Genomic DNA, 22,678 nt, shown 5'->3' with positions numbered 1-22,678 from the left:
GCGTACTCACCATCTTCTGACGAGGCAGGACTTGCCGCTCTTTCATATCCCCTCGCTGTTCCTGGCCACGGCACTGCTCTTCTTTATCATGCCGATGGTCACCTACCTGGTCTTGAACGGCCGCCGGCAGCGGGTGGTGACGCTGTGGTGCGGCGGCGACCTACTGCTGGGCTTGTCCATGACCTTGTTCGCGCTGCGTGGCCTGGCTCCGGAGTGGGCAACCTTTCCGCTCGCCCATTTTCTGATGTGCCTTGGCGTGATGATGCGTATCCAAGCGCTGCGCCGCGACCTGGGCAGACCATTGCCGCTGATTCTGATGGCCGCCGTCCCGTCCTTGTACCTGCTCGGATTTGAAGGCATCCGTCTGGGGCTGCGCGATGATTTGCTGCGCATGCAATTCCATAACGCGGCCTTTGTCGTTCTGTTTAGCTGGTTGGCCGCAGTAGGCTGGCGCATCGCGCAGCAGGAGCAAAGCCGCGCCGCCCGCTGGATTGCCGGGGTCTACCTGCTCCTGGCAGTGTCGTTTCTCAATACCCTGATCGGCCTGTCGCTGGGGCGCGTCACCCCCGTGTTGATGGACCCAAGCGCGGCACGCATCTTAATCATGCTGGCCGGTATCTTAAGCGCCGTGGTCGCCAATCTCGGGTATGTCGGACTCGCGTTCGAGCGCTCCCGCCGCCAGGCGATCCAGGCCGACCAGGAGTACCGCGCCATCATCGCCACCAGCCTGGACGGGTTTTTCCTGTGCGACCGGGACGGGCGCTTCCTCGACGTCAACCAAGCCTACTGTGACCTGATCGGTTACCGCCGCGAGGAATTGTTGACCATGGGCGTCGCGGATATCGACGCCGCTGACGCCGACGGCGGGGGCGATGCCGAGCGCGGGCGCCGGTGGGCGATCGAGCCCGCGTGTTTCGAGACCCGGCAGCGCCGCAAGGACGGGCGGCTCTTGGAGGTCGAGGCGAGCACCCAGGTCCTGCCGTTTGATCCCGGCAGGATCGTCGCCTTCATCCGCGACATCTCGGCGCGCAAACGCGCCGAGGCAGAGATCAAGGCCCTGGCCTTTTATGACCCATTGACGCACCTGCCCAACCGGCGTTTGCTCGATGACCGTCTGGGTCAGGTACGGGCCGCCGCCCACCGCAGCGGTTGCCATGGTGGCTTGCTGTTGTTGGATTTGGACAATTTCAAGCCGCTCAACGACGCCTACGGGCACGCCGCCGGTGATCTGCTGTTGATCGAGGTAGCGCGCCGCCTGACCCTGACCGTGCGTGCCGCCGATACGGCGGCACGCCTGGGCGGTGACGAGTTCGTGCTGCTCATCGGCGACCTAAGCGCGGAGGAGGCGGAGGCCGCCCGGTACGTCGGCAGGATTGCCGAGCAGGTGCGCCGCCGCCTATCCGCGCCCTATCGCCTGACCATCACCCGGCCGGGGCACCCCGACACCCTGATCGAACATCGCTGCACCGCCTCGCTGGGCGTCACCCTGTTTAATGGCATGGACGGCGTCGCGGAGGACATTTTCCGACAGGCCGATCTGGCGATGTATCAGGCCAAGGCGAATGGTCGCGACCAAGCCCGATTCTATGCTGTCCCCGGTGCCCTGTCCCCGGTGCCGAAGTAGCGGGAAAAGGAGCCGGGGTTCTTCTCGCTCCCACGCCCCCGCGTGGGAGGAGGGCGTGACGCTCCCGCGTCGCGTCATCCCCGCGCGCCATCAGCGGCGCAGGTCCGAGACGAGGGTCAGATCTTAGGCCACGGCGAGTGACCGCTGCCCGCTCGACTGCGGACTCCGGCCGGCGCGGCACCAGTGTCTCCAGCGGGTCGTAAGCACGCGCCCAGGCGCAGGGTCGTGGGTGACCACTAAGCGCGTTTTCCCGCCATAGGGTCGACTCGTCTGAGCGACTGGATTCAACCGAGTTCCTCCTGATCGCCGCCAGAGCTGCGTGATCTGTCATGGGCAGAACCGGTATCGGGCGGGGCGGCTCGACTGGCGGCAATCCCAACCTTCAGATCGCACCCTCGGCCGGCCCCGACGACTCATGACGTTGCCCGGACATCCGATGCCCCGCGTGTATCGGCAACCCCCTCCCGACAATCGCATTCAACCACAGCTCCCCTCCCGCCGGCGTTGTTCATAGTCCCGTCCAAGTCCGAGTTCATGGCTTGGTGATGGGCATGCGGGGATTTGGCAGGACCCACGAAATTTCATACCCTTGGAAGTGCAAACTAACCGAGGGTTCGAAAAGATGTTCGAAGATCCTGCCGAGAGTGACTTTAGACCAAGCGCGGGCGCTGCGCTACCCGGACGTTCGAGACCGGGCCGGAGCATCGGCTCATGACGCGACGCACACGCTTGGAGCAAGCCGAGCACATCGCGGCGGCCGAAGCACGGCTGGCGGCGGGGGAGACGCAACGCGCCGTGGCCACCGAGATGGGTATTGCGCGCAGCACCTTGCGCGACTGGTGCGGGGAGGTTCCGCGCGGGGATCCGCCGACGGGCTTGACGGCCTTCGCACGCACCCCGGAGGGGATCGATTGGTTGCATCGGCTGGTGTTGGCGGCGCATTTCAGCATCACCTTGCGGGCGGCGGGCGGAACCCGGCTGGTGAGTGAGTTCCTGGAGCTGAGCGGACTGTCGGCCTTCGTCGGGGTCAGCGACGGCGCGCAGCACGCGCTCAATGTCGCCCTGGAAACGGCCGTGGTCGCGGTGGCCGCGGAGCAGCGCACGGCGCTTGCCGAGGGCATGCCGGCGCGTGCGGTGACGGTGTGCGAGGACGAAACCTTTCATCCGGGGATCTGCTTGGTCAACATCGAGCCGGTGTCGAACTTCATTGTCCTGGAGCAATACGCCGCGGATCGCACCGCGGCGACCTGGACCGCCGCGCTTCAGGACGCCTGCACGGGGCTCGCCGTGGAGGTGATCCAGAGCACCGCCGACGAGGCCAAGGCGCTGCGTCGCCATGCCGAGACGGACCTCCGTGCGCATCATTCCCCGGACCTCTTTCACGGCCAACACGAGGTCTCCAAAGCCACGTCCTTGGCGTTGGCGCGCGACGTGCGCCGGGCTGAAGCCGGCGTGGCGGCCGCGCAGGCGCATTGGGAGGCCGAGCGCGCGGCGCAGCAGGCATTCGAGGCGCGCATGCCCCGCCCGCTCGGGCGTCCACCGGCCTTCGAGACCCGCATTGGCGCCGCCCTGAGCGCGCTGGTCGCCGTGGAAGCCGAACGCGACCGCGCACGGGAGCGGCAGAGCGAGGCGCGCGCATTGATCCGCGAGCTCGGCGTGCTGTATCACCCGTATGATCCGGTGGATGGACAGACGCAGCCGGTGGAGCGCGTGGCGGCGCGCTTCACCGACGTCTGGACACGCCTGAAGGGATTGGCCGAGGCCGCCGAGCTGCCCGAGCGCGCTCGCGAACGCCTCGCCAAGGCCGAGCGCCTGACCGTGCAGTGGCTCGCCACGCTCGCGTTCTTCTTCGCCACCGTGACCGCCAGGGTCGAGGCCCTCGCACTATCCCCGGAGCTGGAAGCGGCGGTCCTCGAGCAGCTCATCCCCGGCATCTACCTCGAGCGCGTCGCCGCCCGCAGCACCGCGGCCGAGACCCGACACCGCGTGCAGGCGGCGAGTACCGCGTTGCTCGACGTCCTGCGGCGCGCCGATCATCCGCTGCAGCGTCTCGCGCCCGAGGACAGCGCTCGGGTCGAACAGGTCGCCGGCGCTTGCGCCGATCTGTTCCAACGCAGCAGCTCCTGTGTGGAAGGACGCAACGGCCAACTGTCGCTGCATCATCACGGGCGTCATCGCTTGAGCGACCGCAGGCTCGCCGCGCTCACCGCCGTGCACAACTTCCACATCCGCCGTCCCGACGGCACGACCGCCGCCGAGCGCTTCTTCGGGCGGACACATCCCGCACTGTTCGAGGAGCTTCTCCTGCGTGTGCCCTTGCCGCCGCGACCCCGACGCCGCCGACTGCGTCCGGCGAAACTGCCCTATCTGATGCCGGTCGCGGCATGAGGGCGGTGGTCGGGATAATGAACAAGGCCCCTCCCGCCGATCCCCGGTAACCCAGGTCTCGACCACCGCGAACGCCGTCACCGCCGCGACCAGCGCCGCGAGCCCCTCCTCGTCCAGATCCGTAAACCGCCGACCGCCATGCTCCCGCGCCCCTGCTCCGTACTTGAACGAGGCATAGAGCACCCCGTCGGGCTTGAGCGCACGCCCGAGACGCCGCAGCACATCCGGGAGCTCCGCCATCGGCACATGCAGCAAACTCGCGCAGGCCCAGATGCCGTCGAATGCGTCCTGCCACTCGATCTCCTGGAAGCGCCGGACCTCGACCGGCAAGCCGCAGTGCTCGGAGGCCAGCCGCGCCAGCTTCGGCGATGCCTCGAACGCGGTCACGGTATAGCCGAGCCGCCGAAATGCCAGCGCATCGCGCCCCGATCCACAGCCGGCATCGAGGATGTGCCCGCCGGCCGGGATGTGAGCGGGTCACGACCCAGAGATGACACTGGTGCATTGCCGGACGGGGTCCGCAGTCGAGCGGGCAGCGGACACCCGTCGCGGCATTGAATCACAGATCCGGAGAGTAAGCCGGGTTCTTGCCGTCGGTTAGGCTGATGTTTGTGTTCTCGGTTTGCCGCCTGGTTTCCCGGCGGTGCCACATGATCTCGGCCATACGACGGTTCGTTCCCGGCTCCTCGCAGAACCGGACTTGGAGTGTTACACCATCCGGCTCCCAGCTTGAGTCATCCACCAAGGGACGGGGTAGAGATCATGGATGATCCGAGCACGCGGCAGCAGGGGGCGAATGGCGGCGCTGAAGCGCTTCCAGGTCAACGAGCGGCGCTGACTGCGGCGGTTTAGCCACTTAAACAGCAGGCCGCCGGCGAAGTGGATGTAACTCGCCAAGGCGCGGCCGTTGCCGCTCACCCCGTAGTACTGGAGATGCCCGCGCAGGTGGCGCACGAGGTAGGCCAGCATGGCCGCCCCGCCCTGCGTGCGCAGGCCGCGTAGTCGCTCGTTCAACAGTTTGAGCTTCTTGGCCATGCGCTTGCCGTCGGTCTTGCGCCCGACCACGAACCGGCCCCGACGACTACGGCCCACATAGTGGGTGAAGCCGAGGAAGCTGAAGGTGCGCGATCCTGCCGCGGTGTCGGCACGTTGCCCAAGGGCGTGGCTGCCGAAGCGTAACAGCGCGGTTTTGCTCGGTTCGACTTCCAGGTCGAAGGACGCCAGTCGTTCGGTCATGGCGGCCAGGAAGGCGTTGGCATCGGCCTCGTACTCGAAGCAGGCGACATAGTCGTCGGCGTAGCGGATCAGGTAGGCTTTGCCGGCACAGCCCCTGGCGAAACGTTTCTCGAACCACAGGTCGAGCACGTAGTGCAGGTAGATATTGCTGAGCACGGGCGAGACCAAACCCCCTTGCGGGGCACCCTCGTCGCTGGCCGTGAATGCGCCGTCTTCCATGACGCCGGCCTTCAGGAAGCGCCGCACGATCCGCAGAAGATTGGGATCGGCGATGCGGTGCTCCAGGAAGCGCAGTAAATGGGCATGCGAGAGATGATCGAAGAAGCCTTTGATGTCGGCCTCAACCACCCATTGCGTTTCTGCGTTGGTGATGACCTCCGCGACCCGCCGCAACGCATCGTGCGCGCTACGACCGGGACGAAAGCCATACGAGCAGTCGCAAAATTCCGGCTCCCAGATGGCTTGCAGGAGGCGGCTGAGCCGATCCTGCACCAATCGGTCCTCGAAGCTCGGCACACCCAGCGGACGGTAGCGTCCATCCCCCTTGGGAATGTAGCTGCGCCGCACCGGTTGCGGCCGGTAGCCCATTCGGCGTATCCGCGCCGACAGGTCGTCCAGTTGCGCGTCCAGGTCCTTTCCGTAGTCGTCTTTTCTTACCCCATCGACTCCGGGCGCCTTGTTTCCTTTCTGTCGCTCGAAGCTTTCGCGCAAGCCCTCGGGGTCGAACAACAACCCCATCAGAGAATTGAACCGCTCTCGCAGTTGCTCGCGCGCCATCAGTGTGAAACGCTCAAGTTTGGTTGTCACGGACAGAATCCTCTCGGCGTAGGGCCGTGTGTCGCTTTCGCGTTGTCTCAAACCGCCACCCCTTTGCTCGACCCGCATTACCGGGCGTCATCGCTCGTATGGATGGCTCCGACTTCCACGCACCACCGTCCGTGTCCTCGCTTTCTACACTTGTTCACGGGTGCCCGCCTCCGGCGGACCGATACGTGGATCTCCCTGGTTACCACGTGTTCTCCATGTCAGGCTCGATACGGCCTCGGACCCCGGGGAGTATCCGTACCGCTCGCCATCGCGCAGCACGGATTGTTGCCTGCCGGAGGGACAAACCCGTCGGCACTCCCGACTGTTCTTTACGGGGCTCAACACCTTCAAGGTCGGCTCCACCCGTTACCTTTGCACCTCGCCTGCTTTCGTGCCTACGCATCGACGTGTCCGTTGCCGTCCACGCCGCAAGGCTCGATACTGGGCTCGCGGCGCACGATTACCCAGGCGGGATTCCCACCCGCTAGAACACGCGGCCTTGCCAGGCCGCACTGTCCCCGGAACTCGTGATGACGTTGGCCCGTTTGGACGCTCAGCCACCGGGTGTAAGCGACGGCGTCGTTCCAGGTCACGTTGACGACAGGGCGTCGATCACGATCCCAGCCGGAGTCGTCCGGTTTGACGTGACCGGTTGCGTTGCAGAAGGCATCGAATTCATCGAACGTGACCTCGTAAACCCCGATCGCGAAGGGCCTCGACAGCGTCACATCCTCATTGATTTTCAGGTGCCTGCCGCAGCAGGTCGCGCACCGTCACCAGCGCACCGGGGTAGTCGAACGCCGCCACTTGCCGTCCCAGTTGCATGGCTGGCGCCCCGTGCGTCGCCAGCAAGAGCGGCCGACTGCGCTCGAACAGATCGGTGGCTGCAGTATCGTCGTGGTCCAGCAAGGGTGCCAGTTGCTCGAGTACCGCGCGCGCCCGCTCGGGATCGGGCGCCGGTACCTCTTCTGCCGCCTCGGGCAATTGGGCGAGTACCGCATCCAGGGCCTGCATTTCGGTCTGCAGGGCCGCCACGAGCCCGGGTATCGATGCCGTCTCCTTGGCGCGCAAGGCGTGCTCGAGCGCCAGCGCGGCGGCATGCAGGGCGGTTGCGCCAAGGGTTCCGGCGGCTCCCTTGAGCTTGTGCAGTCGTTGCCTGGCGGCTTCGGCCTGGCCTGCGGCAAGCGCGTCTTGCAGGCATTGCGGATCGTCGCGATGGCCGGCGGCAAACTGCCGCAACAAGGCCACATAGGCGACTGCATTGCCACCCAGGGCCCGCAGTCCGCGGTCGGTTTCGAGACCGGCAAACTCGGTCAAGCGGGTCGGCAACGCGACCTGATGCCCTGGCCGATGGGCCGGCGCGCCGATCGCGTCATCGGCGCGGTCGGTCTCTTGCCCCGCTGGCAACCACTTCAGCACGGTGGCGAAGAGTGCGTCCGGCTCGACCGGCTTGGTGATGAAGTCATTCGTCCCCGCGTCCTTGCAGGCCTGGCGGTCTTCGTCAAAGGCATTCGCCGTCATCGCCAGGATGGGCCTGGCCTCCCAGCCGGGCAGCTTGCGGATGGCGCGGGTGGCGTCAAGGCCGTCCATGTCGGGCATCTGTATATCCATCAGGATCAGGTCGTAGGCGCGGGCGGCGGCCTTGGCCACCGCCTGCCGGCCGTCCTCCGCCGTATCCACGGCCAAACCCACGCCGTGCAGCAGTTCCAGCGCCACTTCGCGATTGATGGGGTTGTCCTCGGCGAGCAACAGCCACGTGACGGGGGACTGCCGGCGCAGTTGCGTCTCGGCATTGCTCGTGGGTTCGACCGTGTTGGAGGACATGAGGCCATGTCCACGCTGTAGTCGGGCGGTGAACCAGAAGGTGCTACCCACCCCGGGCGTACTGTCGACGCCGACCTCTCCGCCCATCATCTGCGCCAGTTGCCGGGTGATGGCGAGCCCGAGGCCGGTGCCACCGTACTTGCGCGTGGTCGAGGCATCGACCTGTTCGAAGGCTTGGAACAGCCGCTGCCTGGCTTCCGGCGTGATGCCGATGCCGGTGTCCGCGACCGCGAATCGCACCAGCAGTTCGTCGCCGTCGTCTTTCAGGAGCAGGGCGCTCAGCATGACACGACCTGTGTCGGTGAACTTGACGGCATTGCCGGCGAAGTTGAGCAAGGCCTGGCGCAGCCGCAACGCATCCCCGCGCAGCCAGGCCGGTACCGAGTCGCGGTCGATCTCGACCGCGAGGCCCTTATCCTGCGCCGCGGGGGTGATGATGGACGCGACGTTGTCGAGGACGGCCGAGAGGTTGAAGTCGGAATCGTCCAGTCGCAGCTTGCCCGCCTCGATCTTGGACAGATCGAGAATGTCGTTGATGATCGATAACAGGTGCCGGCTCGCGTTGTCGATTTTGTTCAGCCGGTCCGCCTGCTCTGGGGTGGCACCCGCGCGTTGCATCAGGTGGGTGAGGCCGATGATGGCGTTCATCGGCGTGCGGATCTCGTGGCTCATGTTGGCCAGGAAGGTACTCTTGGCTACGTTGGAGGCTTCGGCCTGCTGCCGTGCTGCGGTCAGTTCCACCGTGCGCTGCGCCACCAGGTCCTCCAGGTGATTGCGGTACTGGTCAAGCTCGATGCCGATGCGCTTCTTCTCGGTGATGTCATCCTTCACCCCAACGTAGTGGCTGATCGATCCGTCGGGCTGGCGCAGCGGCGTGATGATGGCGAATTCGATGTATTCGGTGCCGTCTTTCTTGCGATTGTGGAATTCCCCCTTCCACGACTGCCCTTGCGCCAGGGCGGCCCTCATCGCGGCGTAGGTTTCCGGCGGCGTCTGGCCTGACTTGAAGATGCGAGTATTTTCCCCGATCAACTCTTCGCGGGAATAGCCGGTTATTTGCATCAGGGTGTCATTGACATATTCGATCGTGCCGTCGAGTTTGGTGATCACGATACTTTCCGGACTTTGCTCAATGGCGAGCGACAGTTTGCGCAGTGTCGCTTCGCTTTCTTCTGCTTTTTCTTTGGCTGCTATAAGCCCAAGTTCAGAATTCTTCAAATCGGTGATATTGGTAGAAAATACACAAATACCAACTATTTCTCCTGAACCGTTTCTTACAGGTACTTTGGTTGTCAACAGCCAGTGACTTAAACCGTCGACGCCTGTCAAGGGTTCAACGATATTATGTTTTGGTTTTCCTGATTTTATTACTTCCAGATCATCTTCCCAATATTTATCAGCCATGTCGGGATAAATTTCTTTCGAAGGTCGCCCTTCAATCTCCTCACGCGTCAAACCTGTGGCTTTGGCAACACTTTCGGTAACCCTGATTATTTTATTATAACAATCTTTGAAATAGATGAGAGTTGGGTCATTATTGAGCATTAAATTTTGATCATTTACTGTATTTCGTAGTTTTTGTTGGGCTGATTTTTGCTCGGTTAAATCGAGTGCTGTGGCGGCAATGTATTTGGGTTTACCAAGTGAGTCATTTATAACAGCCAAACTCATTAGCATGGGGAATTCGTGCCTGTTTTTATGCAAATGAGGAATTTCAAGCGCGTCAATATTTCCTTTATTCAATGCATCTTCTATTGTTTTTCTTACCAAAAGCATCTGTGCATCGCTATGAAATATGTCAAGATTACTCCCAGTAAGTTCTTTAACAGTATAACCATGAATTTGAGCGAAGTAATCGTTTACATAAACAAGATTTCCTTCCGGATCTGCTATTACACTCCCAAAAAGTGCCTTTTCTGTAATCGTAAAAAATTTGAGATACTCTTCTTCTGCCTGCTTGCGCTCGGTAATGTCCTGCGCAGCGCCCCAGAGGCCCACCGTTTTGCCTGCCGAATCGACTTCGACTTCGCCCTGTGCCCACATCCATCCAGTGTTTCCGTCTTTTCTGACGGTTTCCAGTTCGAGCGTGTACGGAACGCCGGTCTCCCGGGTATGGGCCAGGGCCGAGGACAGCCTCTCCCAGCTCTCAGGGGTGAACAGTTTCATGTGCTCGGTATAGGGCGGAACAGGCAGCGATGGATCGAATCCATACATCTTGTAGAGTTCTTCCGACCAAACAACCTGATTGGTTGCCACGTCCAGATGCCAACTGCCGATATGGGCAATGCGCTGTGTTTCTCCCAGATCTTTGACGATCCTGCGCAGCGCATCCAGCAGGCTGTTAAAGCTGCTGATCAATTGCCCGATTTCATCCTGCCTGGTCACGGGTAGCGGTTCGGGCACCAGGCCTTGCCCCGGGCGGGTGCCGAGGGCAGCGGCGGCGGCGCCGATCGGCGCCAGTTGGCGCAGCAGCATCCACCAGGTCAGTCCGCCGGCGATCAGGGTGAGCAGGATCGTGGCCATCAGCATGCGCCGCTGCATGTCGTGAATCGGGGCAAAGGCCTCTGCGGTCGGCAGCGTTCCGGCCACATACCAGCCCGCCACAGGGATGTTCTTGGCTGAGGCCAGCACTTCCAAGCCTTTGGGATTGCGAAATATGACCGAGCCCTCGCGCCCGGCCAGGAAGGCGTCGATTGCCGGACTAACCCCGTACGGCGGCAGGGCTTCCAGGATGCGGCTCTTGTCGGTGCCGGTGACGATCATCCGCTGCTGTCTATCGACGAGGACATAGCCTCCCGTTCGCCCATAGGCATTCGAGGTGATCCTGTCCAGGAAATTGTCCGCGCTCAAGTTGATCACACCCACCAGGCTGCCAACGACCTTCCCCTGCATGTCGCGTATCGGCACCGCCAGACTGAAGACCGGAACCCGTAATACCACGCCGATTGCCAAGGCGCCGATTGCCGACTTGCCTTCACCCAGCGCCGCAGCAACGTTGTCGAAGCGGCTGTAGTTGATGCCGATGCGACCGGCCTTGACCGGAACGGAGGCGGTGGTGGTGCCTGCGGCATCCGTGACGAAATAGCCACCGTTGAACAGCAAGGGCAGGATCGACCGGCGTTCGAGGTTGTCCTGCTGCATTGCTGGCGATTTCAATTCCCTTTTGCCAAAGTCGACCGCGATCGTCTCCAGGGCAGTCAGGCGGTCCTTCAGTTCGTGATCGATGTTTGCGGCCACCAAGGCCACTGTCGAGCGTTGCTGGTCGCCCAGCAACTGCGCCATGTCCGTGCGCAGCATCTTCGCCGCGTAGTAGGCGAGCGCCCACAGGCTGAGGGCAAAAATCACCAGAGATAACAGGGTGACGCGGGTCTTGAGCGAGCGCTGCAGTGGTCTGATCATATTGGCTTTTATTCTGGCAGCAGTCCTATTAGAACAGCAACACCCAGCCCTGCAGCGGCCTCAGTTGGCTCGATCGTGCGCGACCCCGTTGCGGTGCCCATTATCCTTTCGGGTTGCCCCGGTCCTGGTATTGATCGGCGATGGCCGTGATCACATCGTTACCCACAACTCTCCCCGTCGGCAGTGCGCTGGGCCTCCAACGCGAGCACGAAATCGGCAGCCCGCTGGAGTCCGATCCAGATCGTCTGGGGTCCGGGAAAGCCATCACGCTTGCGGTTGAGGAACCCGCCGAGGCCGGCGACCATGCGAACCATCCGATCGAGCGACGGCGGGGTCTCGGGTGGCGGCTTGCGTTGGGTCACCAGATAGACCGCCTGCCATTCGGCCCGATCGAAGACGACATCGCAAGGCATCTCGGGACACGCGCGTCCGAGCATGGTGAGCAACAGCACGCGCCAGGCGATGATCATGTAGAACGCCAGTGCCGGCTCGAGGCGTTCGCGCTTCTCCAGCTGCAGTTCTTCGATGCGACAGCCGCTTTTGAGGATTCTGAAGAAAATCTCGATACCCCATCACGAAAACCGCCGTAGATGCATTTTTGACAACCCCCCAAACCTCATCAATACTGGATTGTAGGGCGTTGTTGGAACTTGCGAAATGGCTGGATCACCGGCATGACGCGCAAGGCTCCGATCCACTGGAGCACACTGCCGCCGCGGCAGCGAGAGCGCCTGATTGTCCTGCTGAGCCGCTTGGTCGAACACCGGCTGAGCGCAGTCGGGACGGCAGAGGAGAACGCCGATGAGCACCGTCCTCTCGCCCGTGTACCGTGCGCCGGCCAACCCGACGTACGGGAAGATCCAGTCCTCGCATCTGCAGCGCCAAGCCGTGGTCTACGTGCGCCAATCCACGCTGCAGCAAGTGGAGCGCCACCAGGAGTCGACCCGGCTGCAGTACGCCTTGGTGGATCGGGCGGTGGAGCTGGGCTGGTCCCCCTCGCAGATCCTTCTGATCGATGAGGACCTGGGCCGTTCCGGGGCGAGCGCCGAGGGTCGGCCCGGCTTTCAGCGTCTGATGGCCGAAGTCGGTCTGGATCATGTCGGCATCGTCCTCGGCATCGAGATCTCGCGCTTGGCGCGCAGCTCGCGGGACTGGTATCAATTGCTGGAGGTGTGCGGACTGTTTAATACCCTGATCGGGGATGCCGACGGGATCTATGATCCGCAGACCTACAACGACCGGTTGCTGTTGGGACTGAAGGGGACGATGTCGGAAGCGGAGCTGCACATCCTCGAGCAGCGCATGCTCGAGGGCAAGCGCGCGAAGGCCCGCCGCGGAGAGCTGCACTCGCTGCTGCCGCGCGGCTATGTCCGCGCGCCATCCGGAGAGGTGATCAAGGATCCGGACGCGCAGGTTCGGGGCGTGATCGAGACGGTGTTTCGGCAGTTCCAACGGTGCGGCACGATCAACGGGGTTCTGCGTTATCTGGTCGACCATCACATCCAACTGCCCGATCGCGTGCGCAGCGGTCCGCGCACCGGCGAGCTCGATTGGCGTCGCCCCAACCGCGTGACGCTGAGCAACCTGCTGCACAACCCCATCTACGCCGGTGCCTACGTCTACGGACGTCGCCCCACGGATCCACGCCGTCGCCAGCCGGGACGCCCCTCGACCGGGCGTACGGTCGCGCCGCCGCAGCAGTGGGAGGTGCTGATCAAAGATCACCTGCCGGCCTATATCGCCCGGGACCAATACGAGCACAATCTGCGGCAGCTCGCGGCCAATACCGCCCAAGCCGGCGGCGTGGTCCGTGCGGGTCCCTCGTTGTTGTCGGGTCGCCGAGGACCTCCAGGGCGAGCGCGCGCGCCGACACGAGCACTGGCAACAGCGCCTGGAGCGCGCCCGTTACGAAGCCGCGCGTGCCGAGCGGCAGTATCGCGCGGTCGAGCCGGAGAATCGGCTGGTGGCGCGCACCCTGGAACAGGATTGGGAGGCCGCCCTGGCCGCGCAGGATCAGCTCGAGGCCGAGTATGCGCGATGCATGGCGAGCGAGCCGACCGCGTTGTCGGCCGAGGAGCGCACGCGGATCCGCCAACTCGCCGGCGATCTTCCCGCCCTCTGGACCGCCGAGACCACCGGCAACGACGAGCGCCAAGCCATCGTGCGACTGCTCGTGGAGCGGGTCATCGTCACGGTCGTCGACGACAGCGAGCAGGTCGCCGTGGAGGTGCACTGGATCGGCGGTCACCACACCCGGGAACGCCTGACCCGCCCGGTCGCGCGCCTGGAGCAGCTCAGTACCTATCCCGAACTGGCGGCGCGTGTTCTATGCTGACATCAAGAGGGGCAGACCTGTGCGCAGATCGCGCGGCAACTCAATGCCGAGCAGTGGCATCCGGCGAAACGGCGGCAGACCTTCAACGCTGCGATGGTCGCCACGCTGCTCGCCCGTCAGGGTGTCGCGGCGGGTTCACCGACGCGCCGTCAAGCGCCTTGGGTCGATCGGCAGGCCGACGAATGGAGCCTGCGCGAGTTGGCGCTGGAACTGGAGATGCCGTCGGTCACCCTGTTCAGCTGGCTGCGCAGAGGCGTGCTGCAGGCCCGCCGGGTCGAGCGGGGCGGTCAGCGCCAATGGTTGATTTGCGCCGACGCCGCCGAGGTCGAGCGCCTGCGTGCCCTGCGCAGCGTCCCCGCCGCTGGGCACGGCATGTCCGCATCGGGAGCGACGATCCCTCGGTCGACCCCGCCTGAGTGATTTATGGAGGCACCATGTCTGGTCAATCTCAATTTGCCATCGGCACAGGTACCAACTGATTTACTCCAGCGCTTGCTCGGGCGTGGTCACGGGCAGGTTGGTCAGCAGCAACCATTCGACGGGGTCCTCACCGGGTGGCGGTTGGAGCTCGGTGGCGAGGATAGCGGTGATCTCGATCTCGGCCAGCTTGCGATCGCGCCGATACGGGGCCGGCAGCTTCAGACGCACGGCCTTGATCTGCTGGTGGACGGTGCGGGCGGTGCGTCCGTTGCCGCCGGGTTGATCGAAGCAGGTTTCGGTGAGCACCGGGGCCTGGTCTAAACGCTGGCGTAAGGTCTCGGGATTGCCCTCGGCGTCCTTGCCGAGGACGCGGTCGTGCTGGCCGCGTACCAGCCAGTCGGCACCGGTGTCCGGGCACGGGGCCTCGACGAACAGCTCGTAGATGTCGGCCTCGCGATCGGCGAGATAGGTCAGGCGCGTCTCGGGCAGTTGCTCGGCGAGTTCGTTCACCCGCGCGAAGCCGTCGATCCAGCGCAGGCTTTCCTTCTCTTCGATCGGGCGAGCGGCGTCCTTGGGCTGGGCGAGGCTGCCGGGCTCACGCACCCAAGTGTGGGCATGGAGCAGGCCCAGCGCCAACCGATCGGGGGTGACCGCCAGGGTGGGATGCAGGTACAGCCCCCGGCGGGTTTCATAGTTGAGCGGCCCCGGGCCCTGGATATCGTTCTTGCCGGTGTAGTCGAGCTCCGAGGTGTCTTCGATACACAGCACCCGTGGGTGCTCGCGTATCCGCTCGACGGTGCAGGCAATGTGCGGAGCGAGCACCGCCTCGGCGCTGACCGCGGCATGATCAAACAGCCGGTAGGCCGCACGGGTCTCGCCCCAACCGCCACACGCGCTCGGGATACTCAGCGTCGGTTTCTCCCCAAGCGTTGCAGCACCCGCCGCGCGCGACGATTCAGCCGCACGTCACCCAGATCGATGTCCGCCAACTCCGCCACCAGCGCGCTCATGCCGCCACCCCCAAGGCGCGGCGGAAGTCCGCGCGCAGCGGGTAGACGAAGACGCCCTTGCGCGGCAACGTCGCGCGATGGGCGACATCGCACTTGCCCCGCCCTTGCGTCTCGCCCAGGTACTGCCAATTGGCCGCCGCGTAACAGGTTCCGCGGTAGCGCGCCAACTCCACAAAGGTCTCCAGCAGCACCGGCCGCTCGCCGTAGCGCTCGGCAAAATCGTTGCCCACCCGCCGTGCCGCGAGCCCCAGCACCTTGGAGGCCAAGTGCTGCACGCGAATCCACGGCAGCAGCAGAAAGCGGGCATTGTTCACCACCGCGCCCAGGCGCGATTCGCGCTGCAACCGGTCCCAGCCGATCCAGGCGTCGCGCACGCCGACCTTCCAGGCCGCCGCCCCGAAGCCCAAGGCGCCGAGCAGACCTTGATCCGATTCGATCAGGTAGCGCATCTGCGCCCCCGGCAGCGGACTGTAGCCGAGGTAGTGGTAGCGATCGATGAGGCCGTTCCATAACCGCGAAGCCGCCTTCTCGCGCACCACGCTCAGGCGCACACCCGAGAGCCCATCCACCCGACCGTCCAGGGGACGCTCAGGCGGCCACAGCACCGCCGCGTGCGTCAGTGCGCGCCCATTGCCATTGCCCCAGCGCGGTGCCGGCAACTCGATCAGGCCCGCCCGGTGCAGCCGCAACAGCCCCACCCGGGCGCTCATCAGCTTCGGCTCACCCAGCGCGTTCGTCCACTCCAGGGCCCGGCACACCCGCCGGGCAATCTCGGCACGGTTCGCCGGCTCGGCACGGCCGATCTCCTCTCGGATCACCTCCAGATCGGCCGCACTCAACGCCCGCCCACACAGCTTCTCCGGCCTCTGCTCGCTCACTGTACCTTGCCCCCTGCAGTTGACGAGGGGACAATTTCACCAGCTCAGCGGTTCTGTGTCCAGCCCCCGCCCCGCAGCGGATCATGGGGAGCGGAGATGTGGGTAACGATGTGGGCCGTGATGGCAACGAAGCCGTCGAGAAAGGCCGCCACGATATCCGGATCGAAATGGCTGCCGCGGCCTTCGGAAATGATCTCGCGGGCCTTTTCATAACTCATCGCGGGCTTGTATACACGCGACGAGATCAAGGCGTCGAACACGTCGGCTACGGCCATCAGGCGCGCGGAAACCGGGATTTCTTCGCCTTTGAGGGCATCGGGATAGCCGCTGCCGTCCCATTTTTCGTGGTGCCAGTGGGCAATCTCCTTGGCCAGCACAAGAAAGTCGATCGGCTGATCGACATCGGCCTCGGCCTGTTCGATGGCATCTGAACCCAGCCGGGAATGGGTTTTCATGATCACCCATTCTTCCGGCGTCAGCGGGCCGGGCTTTTGGAGGATGTTGTCCGGTATGCCGACCTTGCCGATATCGTGCAATGGCGCCGACTTGGTCAGCAGGTCGATCGTGCGCGAGTCGAGGAAGGCGGAAAAACGCGGATGCTGCCTGAGCTGCAGCGCCAAGGAACGAACATAGTTCTGCGTGCGCAGAATGTGGTTGCCGGTTTCGGGGTCGCGCGTTTCAGCCAGATGCGCCAGCGCCCTGATGCTGACCAGTTGGGTCAGGTCGTTCTCGGCCATCCGCCGGGCCACCTCGGCCTCGAGGATGGCATTTTTGTCTTTCAGCCAGTCGCGGGTGTGTTTTGCTTCGAGTTGTGTGCGCACCCTGGCCAGCACGAGTGCAGGCTTGATCGGCTTGACGATGTAGTCGGCAGCACCGAGCTGCAACCCGCGCTCTTCATCATCGGTGCCAGCCATTGCGGTGAGGAAGATCACCGGGATGTCGGTGGTGACCGGGTTGTTGCGCAGGCGCTCCAGCACCCTGTAGCCATCCATCCCAGGCATCATGACATCCAGCAGGATGAGGCCCGGACGTGGCTCGCTGGTCGCCGCACGCAGTGCGTGTTCCCCCGAATTCGCGGCGCGTACTTGATAAACCGGCCGCAACAGGTGCGTCAGCAGCGTCAGATTCGCCGGTTCGTCGTCGACCACAAGAATCGTCGTGATCGTTTCGCCAGGTTCCGCTGATCCGGGCTCTCTTTCCATGGCCACTCCTCATTCATTTCCAGTTGGCTGTTGCAGCAGGTCGCGCACCGGCACCAGCGCACCCCCTGGGGTCAGAGGTGGCGCCAACCTGCCCACCGTGGCATGCGGGGCGCACTCGGTGTCAGTCATTGCAGCGTGCCATTCAGAACACCCATGTCGTGGTTGCGCGGGACGGAGGCGGTCATGGGGCTGGGCGCGCGGTGGGTGGTTGGATCGCCATCCGTGACCCGGTTACGAGCTCCGCCGCGTCAGCGAAGCGGGGCGCGCCTTGCTCGCCGGGCACCGGCACCGGCACCGGCAAATAGACAGCTAATCGCCCGCCGCCCTGCGGGCGCACCCACGAGGTTAACTCCTCGCGACCCATCACTATGCTCCCCGTGACCTCATAAACCTCGCCGTTGTTGGCAAATCTAGCCCCGTTGCGGTGCTAGCCGCCAACATCGAGTTCATGCGGCCGCCACGGGTTTTGGGCAATCCCTGTAGCGCTGCCGGTGCTGCATGCTAGGCGTAATCCGGTGAGGCGGCACCGTCGGCTTTAGCCCGCGTCTCGGTTCCATGACCAGGACAGCCATCGGCGAGATCCTCACCGTCCAATCCCGGGTCACCATCGCGAAATTAGACCACGGAGGGGGATACCGAGCTGGTGGAGCGGCGACGCTGGATCAGCAAGCATCGATTCCTGCATACGCCAGGCATGTCCTTTGGCCCGAGGGCAGCGAGGCGACGCCGTTCGCCGGACCCTTCGAGTGGTTCTCGCTGCTGCTCACGATCGCGGCTTTCGTCGCGTTGTGGCGATTCAAGGTCGGCGTCATCCCGGTGCTCGCGGCCTGCGCGCTGGCGGGACTGGGTTACTCGCTCCTGGGTTAGTCCGGCCGCGGGCCGTGGATCAACGCTCCGGATCGAACTCGCGCACGACCCGAAAGCCCATGTCGTCGCTGGAGCCGGTCGGGAAGTCCCGCCACCGATTTGCCGAGCGCACCTCGCGGGGCGGAAAGCTCCAACTGCCGCCCCGATAGACCCGCTGACCACAGCCCGCGGGATTATCATGGGCACTTCCGTCGGCAGGGGCCTTTGCGAAGGTCTCCGCAAAGCAATCGGCGACCCATTCGAAGACGTTGCCAGCCGTGTCGTAGAGGCCGAAGGGGTTGGGTTGAAAGGAGCCGACAGGCGCCGTCTCGAACCCGTCCCAAGCACTGGGAACTCCGGGGACAGTATACGTAACTCCATGAACTGCTGAGTGTCGGCTATCCATTCGATTACGGACCGCAGCCCGCAAAGCATTGCTGGCCGCAAGTGGCCGACAGCGATCTTTCGGCGTCGCAATGCCGAGGACCGCGACAGACCGTTCATGGGGCCCAGCCGTCGCCGATCCCGGGAACTCGACTGACAGCTGTCCGCGCGAAGTGATCGGTGGTGTAAGCAGCCGTGGGAGTCTCCAATGCGCGTTTTCCCGCCATAGGGTCGACTCGTCTGAGCGACTGGATTCAACCGAGTTCCTCCTGATCGCCGCCAGAGCTGCGTGATCTGTCATGGGCAGAACCGGTATCGGGCGGGGCGGCTCGACTGGCGGCAATCCCAACCTTCAGATCGCACCCTCGGCCGGCCCCGACGACTCATGACGTTGCCCGGACATCCGATGCCCCGCGTGTATCGGCAATCCCCTCCCGACAATCGCATTCAACCACCGCTCCCCTTCCCTCCCCTCCCGCCGATCCCCGGTAACCCAGGTCTCGACCACCGCGAACGCCGTCACCCCCTCGACCAGCGCAGCGAGCCCCTCCTCGTCCAGATCCGTAAACCGCCGACCGCCATGCTCCCGCTCCCCTGCTCCGTACTTGAACGAGGCATAGAGCACCCCGTCGGGCTTGAGCGCACGCCCGAGACGCCGCAGCACCTCGGGCAGCTCCACCATCGGCACATGCAGCAGACTCGCACAGGCCCAGATGCCGTCGAAGCGATCCTCCCAGTCGATTTCCTGGAAGCGCCGAACCTCGACCGGAAAGCCGCAGTGCTCGGAGGCCAGCCGCGCCAACGTCGGCGATGCCTCGAACGCGGTCACGGCATAGCCCAGCCGCAGAAACGCCAGCGCATCGCGCCCCGACCCACAGCCGGCATCGAGGATGTGCCCGCCGGGCGGAACGTGGGCGAGGAACCGGGCGTACAGCGGGGCCATGTCGACTTCGACGGTCTCGGCGAAGAAGGTCTCGGCCTGGTCTTCGTAGTAGGCGAGGGTCGGGTCGTCCGTGGGCGTGATGATCATGCCTTCGACCCTAGAACGGGATGACCTCGGCGGGCGTGTCCCGCAGCGTGGCGGTCTTGAGTCTGGGTGTCGGCAGCAGGGTGATGTGCGCGCCGCGATTGGAGAGCATCCCCGCGGGCAGTCCGGCCAGGGCCTCGATGTCGGCGTGGGCCAGCCGCAGCTGCGCGAGCAGCCGATCGACGCTGAATCCGCCCTGCGTGAGCAGCAGGCGGATGGAGCGCTCCATCAGGCGGGGCTGCTCGATCGGCAGGACCTCGTCTTCGGGTTCGCCGCGGGCCCAGCCGCGCGCGCTGCTGGATTTGAACATGCGCCCGGCATGCACCTCGGTGATCAGGCCCAGGTCCTTGCAGCGGTAGATCATGGCGCCGATGGAGGTCTTCCAGCGCGGCTTGAGGACGCGAAAGGCTTCCAGCGAGACCTCGGGCAGCTCGCCGGTGAACCCGTCGGCGGGCATCAGGAAGGCACCGGCGAAGCGATGCGCCTGGTTCTCCAGCTCCTTGAACTCGTCGCGGTGCGCAAGCGCGTGCGGGTCGACGTGGCGATGCAGGACCAGGTGGCCGAGCTCGTGGGCGGCGTCGAAGCGCGAGCGTACCGCCGTGCGCTTGTCCGAGGAGATCAGGACATAGGGGCGGTCGTCGGCGTGCGACCAGTGCGAGACGCCGTCGATGGACGGCGCCCCGAAGGAGCATCGGCCGCAGACGATCCCGGCATTCTCCAGCACCAGCAGCATGTCCGGGATCGGCGCCCGGCCGAGACCCCAGTGCTCGCGCACCCGAAAGGCCGCTTCTTCGAGGTCGCACCCGCGCAGCAGGCGGAAATCGCCGATGTCCAGCTCCGGCAGGTTCGGCGCCGGCAGGTCCACCCATGTCTGCAGGTCGTGGCCGAGGCGTTGCAGCCAGGTCAGGTGCTGCTCGATGCGCTCGCGCGCCCGCTTGGTGGCGTTGGCCATGGAGCGAAAGAAGCGCGGACGCGAGCCGGGCTCGAACGGGGTGTCGAGAAAATAGTCCCAAGGCACGCGCAGCACCTCGGCCAGGCGCGCGAGCGCCGCGGGGTCGGGCGTTTGCTGTCCGCTCTCCCACTTGCTGACGGTCGGCGCCGAGCGCTGTACCGCCTCGCCCAGGGCGATGCGCGTCAGGCCGCGGGCGAGACGCGCGCGGGTCAGTTGGAGGGCCTGAAAGCCCGGTGTACGTGCGGCCATGAGTGTCGTTCCGTCGCTTGCCTCAGCCCTGCCCCGTGGTCCCGCGCCGGTCCCGGTTCCGCTTGAGCACGGGCCGGGCCTGGTCGAGCAGGCGCCCCGTGCGGTCGGCGTAGGATGCGTAGATCTGGTCGAGCGGCTTGAGCAGATGCCAGCCCTTCAGATCGCGTGTCGGCACGCCGAAGCCGATCTGAGTCGGCACGGTTTCATCCTGCTCCGAGCCGGGGCGCGCGTACTGCACCACGACGACCGCGAGGATGCCGGACGCAGGGTCGGCCTCTTCCCACAGGGTGAGCTGCTCGCCATCGCCGGGGTTGTGGCACGCCAGCTCCAGCTTGTAGTCCTTGTCCTCGATCGGATCGCCCCAGTGATCTGCCTTGGCGTGCGAGATCAGCACCGGCCCGCTCGTCACCAGAATCTCGGCGTGCGTGTTCACCATCACGAAGCGGTGGCTCAAGCCGACGTCCTCGGCGCTCAGTCGCAGCGCTTCGCCGCGCTCGAAATAGCGGGTGGTACCCAGCCGCATGCGGTGCGCCGGGAGGTGCGGTGGGGTCCGCAACGCCTGGGTGTGGGCGATCGCGGCGCCGTCGTTCACCCGCTCTTCGAGGCGGCGGAAGAAGGTCTCGGGGATCGCCGGGAGGAGGGTTTCGAGCAGATCGGACATGCGTGGTCACCCGAGGTGGCGGACGGTTGAGGTTTCGTGAAGCCGGATTGTAACGCGAAAAAGTTTCGCACAAGGGACACGACACGGTTGTGGATCGGCATCGTCGTGGGATCGGTGCAGGCCATTGCAGGCGCTACGCCCCTAACTCACGGGGCTGTGGTTCCGCCAGACGTGGGATGATCTTCTTGTTCGTGTACGCTTCCGGTCGGCGCCGGCTCCACGCGCAGGCGCTCGACGGCCAGGTCGCGTGCCTGAAAGTCTTCGATCAGGGCATCGAATCCGCCGTCTTCGGAGACGATCCGGTAGGTCGCCTCGGGGTTGCGTGCGACCAGCTCCCCGAGATGGAAGGCCAGATGGAAGTCGAGCAGGTTCTTGCCGATATGACGCAGCTTGATGTAGCGACCCCGCGCGCCGAGCGCCTGCATGGCCGCGACCAAGTCGAACGGGAGCCGGTGCTGGTGCGCCCCGACGAACACCGTCACGTGGGTGTCCTCGTCGGCGGTATCCTCATGATCGGTCGCAACCAGAACGATCAGCGGCACATCCGGGAAGTCCGGACCACTCTTCAGTGCCGCGACGCTCTCGGCGATGCCGGCCGCTTCCCATGCGGACGTCGTCCCCGGCGTTGGTGGCTGCGTCGAGACAAAGACGCCCTCCGGTTCGAGCGGGCTCGATGCATCGGCCTGCGCCGTCTGGAGCCACACGATTGCGCACGCGAGGATCGCGGCGAGGCGTCGCTGGCGGCTTGGCCGCGTTCGGCTTTTGATCGAAAGGGAATGCATCCGGCGCTTGGCGAGGTTAAACCCCGACACCGCGATGTCCCGCACGCTGCTATTCTTCGTCATCGATCTGCTCCGCGACCCCGGTTGACGATGCTTCAAGCGCATCGCGCATTGTGCCCGCTCCGGGCGCGTGGGAGGAGCGGCACGGACCGTCTCCGTCTCGGGCAGTCAACCGGGCTGGTCTGCCACGCGTACGCCCGGCCAGGCCGGATCGCTTGCTCATTCACTGTCACCGCACGAGGTATCCGATCGATGTTCATCGCCATGAATCGCTTTCGCATCAACCAGGGCTTCGAGGCCGATTTCGAGCGCCTCTGGCGGGAGCGCCAATCCCGGCTCGCGCAGGTGCCGGGCTTCGTGACCTTTCGGCTCCTCAAGGGGCCGGAAGACGAAGAGACGACGCTGTACGCATCCCACACGACCTGGGCCTCGCGCGGTCACTTCGATGCTTGGCGCGAGTCCGAGGCGTTCCACAAGGCCCACGCGCAGGCCAAAGCGCCTCAGGGAACCTATGCGGGCCATCCGGTGCTGGAGCTGTTCGACGTGGTGCTGGAGGAGTCGGGACCGGGGGGCTGATCGGCGCAGAGGATCGCGGTCCTTGCCGGAACCGCGCGCGGCCTTAACCTCGATCGGGTTTATACTGGCTCGAAGATG

Annotated in this window: 18 protein-coding genes and 3 pseudogenes; 7 read left to right on the top strand and 14 right to left on the bottom strand. The window is 64.7% G+C overall.

The genetic code is table 11. From position 1 onward, the window contains the following. Window positions 1-31 precede the first annotated feature (31 nt). Together KFB96_RS22135 and KFB96_RS22130 are read left to right on the top strand one after the other, a co-directional pair. Window positions 32-1,624, top strand: coding sequence for a diguanylate cyclase (locus tag KFB96_RS22135; protein ID WP_213456731.1), 1,593 nt, complete (start codon window positions 32-34; stop codon window positions 1,622-1,624). 711 nt (window positions 1,625-2,335) lie between these two features. Further along, window positions 2,336-4,012: a DUF6399 domain-containing protein gene (locus KFB96_RS22130; RefSeq protein ID WP_213501547.1), complete on the top strand. Its 1,677-nt coding sequence runs from the start codon at window positions 2,336-2,338 to the stop codon at window positions 4,010-4,012. A 183-nt stretch (window positions 4,013-4,195) separates the two neighbouring features. On the opposite strand, the pseudogene KFB96_RS27150 reads toward KFB96_RS22130, so the two are convergent. The 5 genes and pseudogenes from KFB96_RS27150 to KFB96_RS22105 form a co-directional block, all read right to left on the bottom strand. Then, window positions 4,196-4,480, bottom strand: a pseudogene (locus tag KFB96_RS27150) (class I SAM-dependent methyltransferase); the annotation flags it as partial. A gap of 240 nt (window positions 4,481-4,720) precedes the next feature. Further along, complete coding sequence (gene ltrA / locus KFB96_RS22120) at window positions 4,721-6,055, bottom strand: group II intron reverse transcriptase/maturase (RefSeq protein WP_213465209.1); 1,335 nt, start codon at window positions 6,053-6,055, stop codon at window positions 4,721-4,723. A 395-nt stretch (window positions 6,056-6,450) separates the two neighbouring features. Next, on the bottom strand, window positions 6,451-6,783 hold the full coding sequence (locus KFB96_RS22115) for an SUMF1/EgtB/PvdO family nonheme iron enzyme (RefSeq protein ID WP_300970756.1): 333 nt from the start codon (window positions 6,781-6,783) through the stop codon (window positions 6,451-6,453). A gap of 4 nt (window positions 6,784-6,787) precedes the next feature. Beyond that, window positions 6,788-11,278, bottom strand: coding sequence for a PAS domain S-box protein (locus tag KFB96_RS22110; protein WP_213456733.1), 4,491 nt, complete (start codon window positions 11,276-11,278; stop codon window positions 6,788-6,790). Between the two features lie 158 nt (window positions 11,279-11,436). Then, a complete protein-coding gene (locus KFB96_RS22105; protein ID WP_300970755.1) occupies window positions 11,437-11,748 on the bottom strand; it encodes an IS4 family transposase in 312 nt (103 codons plus the stop codon). A 331-nt stretch (window positions 11,749-12,079) separates the two neighbouring features. Here KFB96_RS22105 and KFB96_RS27685 point away from each other — a divergent pair. The 3 genes and pseudogenes from KFB96_RS27685 to KFB96_RS27140 form a co-directional block, all read left to right on the top strand. After that, window positions 12,080-13,045: pseudogene (locus tag KFB96_RS27685) on the top strand (recombinase family protein); the annotation flags it as partial. A gap of 43 nt (window positions 13,046-13,088) precedes the next feature. Continuing rightward, window positions 13,089-13,613 (top strand): hypothetical protein, encoded by a 525-nt coding sequence (locus KFB96_RS27145; RefSeq protein ID WP_300970754.1) that lies wholly within the window; start codon window positions 13,089-13,091, stop codon window positions 13,611-13,613. 93 nt (window positions 13,614-13,706) lie between these two features. Next, window positions 13,707-14,033: a hypothetical protein gene (locus KFB96_RS27140; protein ID WP_300970752.1), complete on the top strand. Its 327-nt coding sequence runs from the start codon at window positions 13,707-13,709 to the stop codon at window positions 14,031-14,033. Window positions 14,034-14,093: 60 nt separating this feature from the next. Here the strand turns inward: KFB96_RS27140 and KFB96_RS22095 are convergent, their stop codons facing one another. From KFB96_RS22095 to KFB96_RS22085, 4 genes are all read right to left on the bottom strand, one after another. Beyond that, window positions 14,094-14,855, bottom strand: coding sequence for an IS4 family transposase (locus tag KFB96_RS22095; RefSeq protein ID WP_300970751.1), 762 nt, complete (start codon window positions 14,853-14,855; stop codon window positions 14,094-14,096). An 83-nt stretch (window positions 14,856-14,938) separates the two neighbouring features. Then, window positions 14,939-15,043 carry a transposase DNA-binding-containing protein gene (locus KFB96_RS27135; RefSeq protein ID WP_300970750.1) on the bottom strand — a complete coding sequence of 35 codons (105 nt, stop codon included), beginning with the start codon at window positions 15,041-15,043 and terminating at the stop codon, window positions 14,939-14,941. Further along, the gene (locus tag KFB96_RS22090; RefSeq protein WP_213501543.1) at window positions 15,040-15,921 is read right to left on the bottom strand and encodes a DUF4338 domain-containing protein; all 882 of its coding nucleotides are present in this window, start codon (window positions 15,919-15,921) and stop codon (window positions 15,040-15,042) included. Before KFB96_RS22090 ends, KFB96_RS27135 begins: the two co-directional genes overlap by 4 nt. Before the next feature lie 44 nt (window positions 15,922-15,965). Then, window positions 15,966-17,123: a two-component system response regulator gene (locus tag KFB96_RS22085; protein WP_213456737.1), complete on the bottom strand. Its 1,158-nt coding sequence runs from the start codon at window positions 17,121-17,123 to the stop codon at window positions 15,966-15,968. Window positions 17,124-17,816: 693 nt separating this feature from the next. Between KFB96_RS22085 and KFB96_RS27130 the strand changes: the two are divergent. Then, window positions 17,817-17,990 (top strand): annotated as a pseudogene (locus KFB96_RS27130) (chromate transporter); the annotation flags it as partial. 19 nt (window positions 17,991-18,009) lie between these two features. Here KFB96_RS27130 and KFB96_RS22075 read toward each other — a convergent pair. The 5 genes from KFB96_RS22075 to KFB96_RS22055 form a co-directional block, all read right to left on the bottom strand. Next, window positions 18,010-18,375 carry an SUMF1/EgtB/PvdO family nonheme iron enzyme gene (locus KFB96_RS22075; RefSeq protein ID WP_213456740.1) on the bottom strand — a complete coding sequence of 122 codons (366 nt, stop codon included), beginning with the start codon at window positions 18,373-18,375 and terminating at the stop codon, window positions 18,010-18,012. 330 nt (window positions 18,376-18,705) lie between these two features. Beyond that, window positions 18,706-19,383, bottom strand: a complete 678-nt coding sequence (locus KFB96_RS22070) for a bifunctional 2-polyprenyl-6-hydroxyphenol methylase/3-demethylubiquinol 3-O-methyltransferase UbiG (RefSeq protein ID WP_213456742.1) — start codon at window positions 19,381-19,383, stop codon at window positions 18,706-18,708. A gap of 10 nt (window positions 19,384-19,393) precedes the next feature. After that, the gene (locus tag KFB96_RS22065; RefSeq protein WP_213456744.1) at window positions 19,394-20,581 is read right to left on the bottom strand and encodes an ImmA/IrrE family metallo-endopeptidase; all 1,188 of its coding nucleotides are present in this window, start codon (window positions 20,579-20,581) and stop codon (window positions 19,394-19,396) included. A gap of 22 nt (window positions 20,582-20,603) precedes the next feature. Then, window positions 20,604-21,242 (bottom strand): hypothetical protein, encoded by a 639-nt coding sequence (locus KFB96_RS22060; RefSeq protein ID WP_213456746.1) that lies wholly within the window; start codon window positions 21,240-21,242, stop codon window positions 20,604-20,606. A 146-nt stretch (window positions 21,243-21,388) separates the two neighbouring features. Then, window positions 21,389-22,087, bottom strand: coding sequence for a PIN domain-containing protein (locus tag KFB96_RS22055; RefSeq protein ID WP_213456748.1), 699 nt, complete (start codon window positions 22,085-22,087; stop codon window positions 21,389-21,391). A 189-nt stretch (window positions 22,088-22,276) separates the two neighbouring features. Here KFB96_RS22055 and KFB96_RS22050 point away from each other — a divergent pair, with 189 nt between their 5' ends. Next, entirely contained in the window at window positions 22,277-22,600 is a 324-nt protein-coding gene (locus KFB96_RS22050; RefSeq protein WP_213456750.1) for an antibiotic biosynthesis monooxygenase, read from the top strand. Window positions 22,601-22,678: the final 78 nt, after the last annotated feature.

Source organism: Thiocapsa sp. (assembly GCF_018399035.1).
GTDB lineage: Bacteria > Pseudomonadota > Gammaproteobacteria > Chromatiales > Chromatiaceae > Thiocapsa.
The sequence above is the reverse complement of the archived record's forward strand: the minus strand, read 5'-3'. Positions and strand labels throughout refer to the sequence as shown.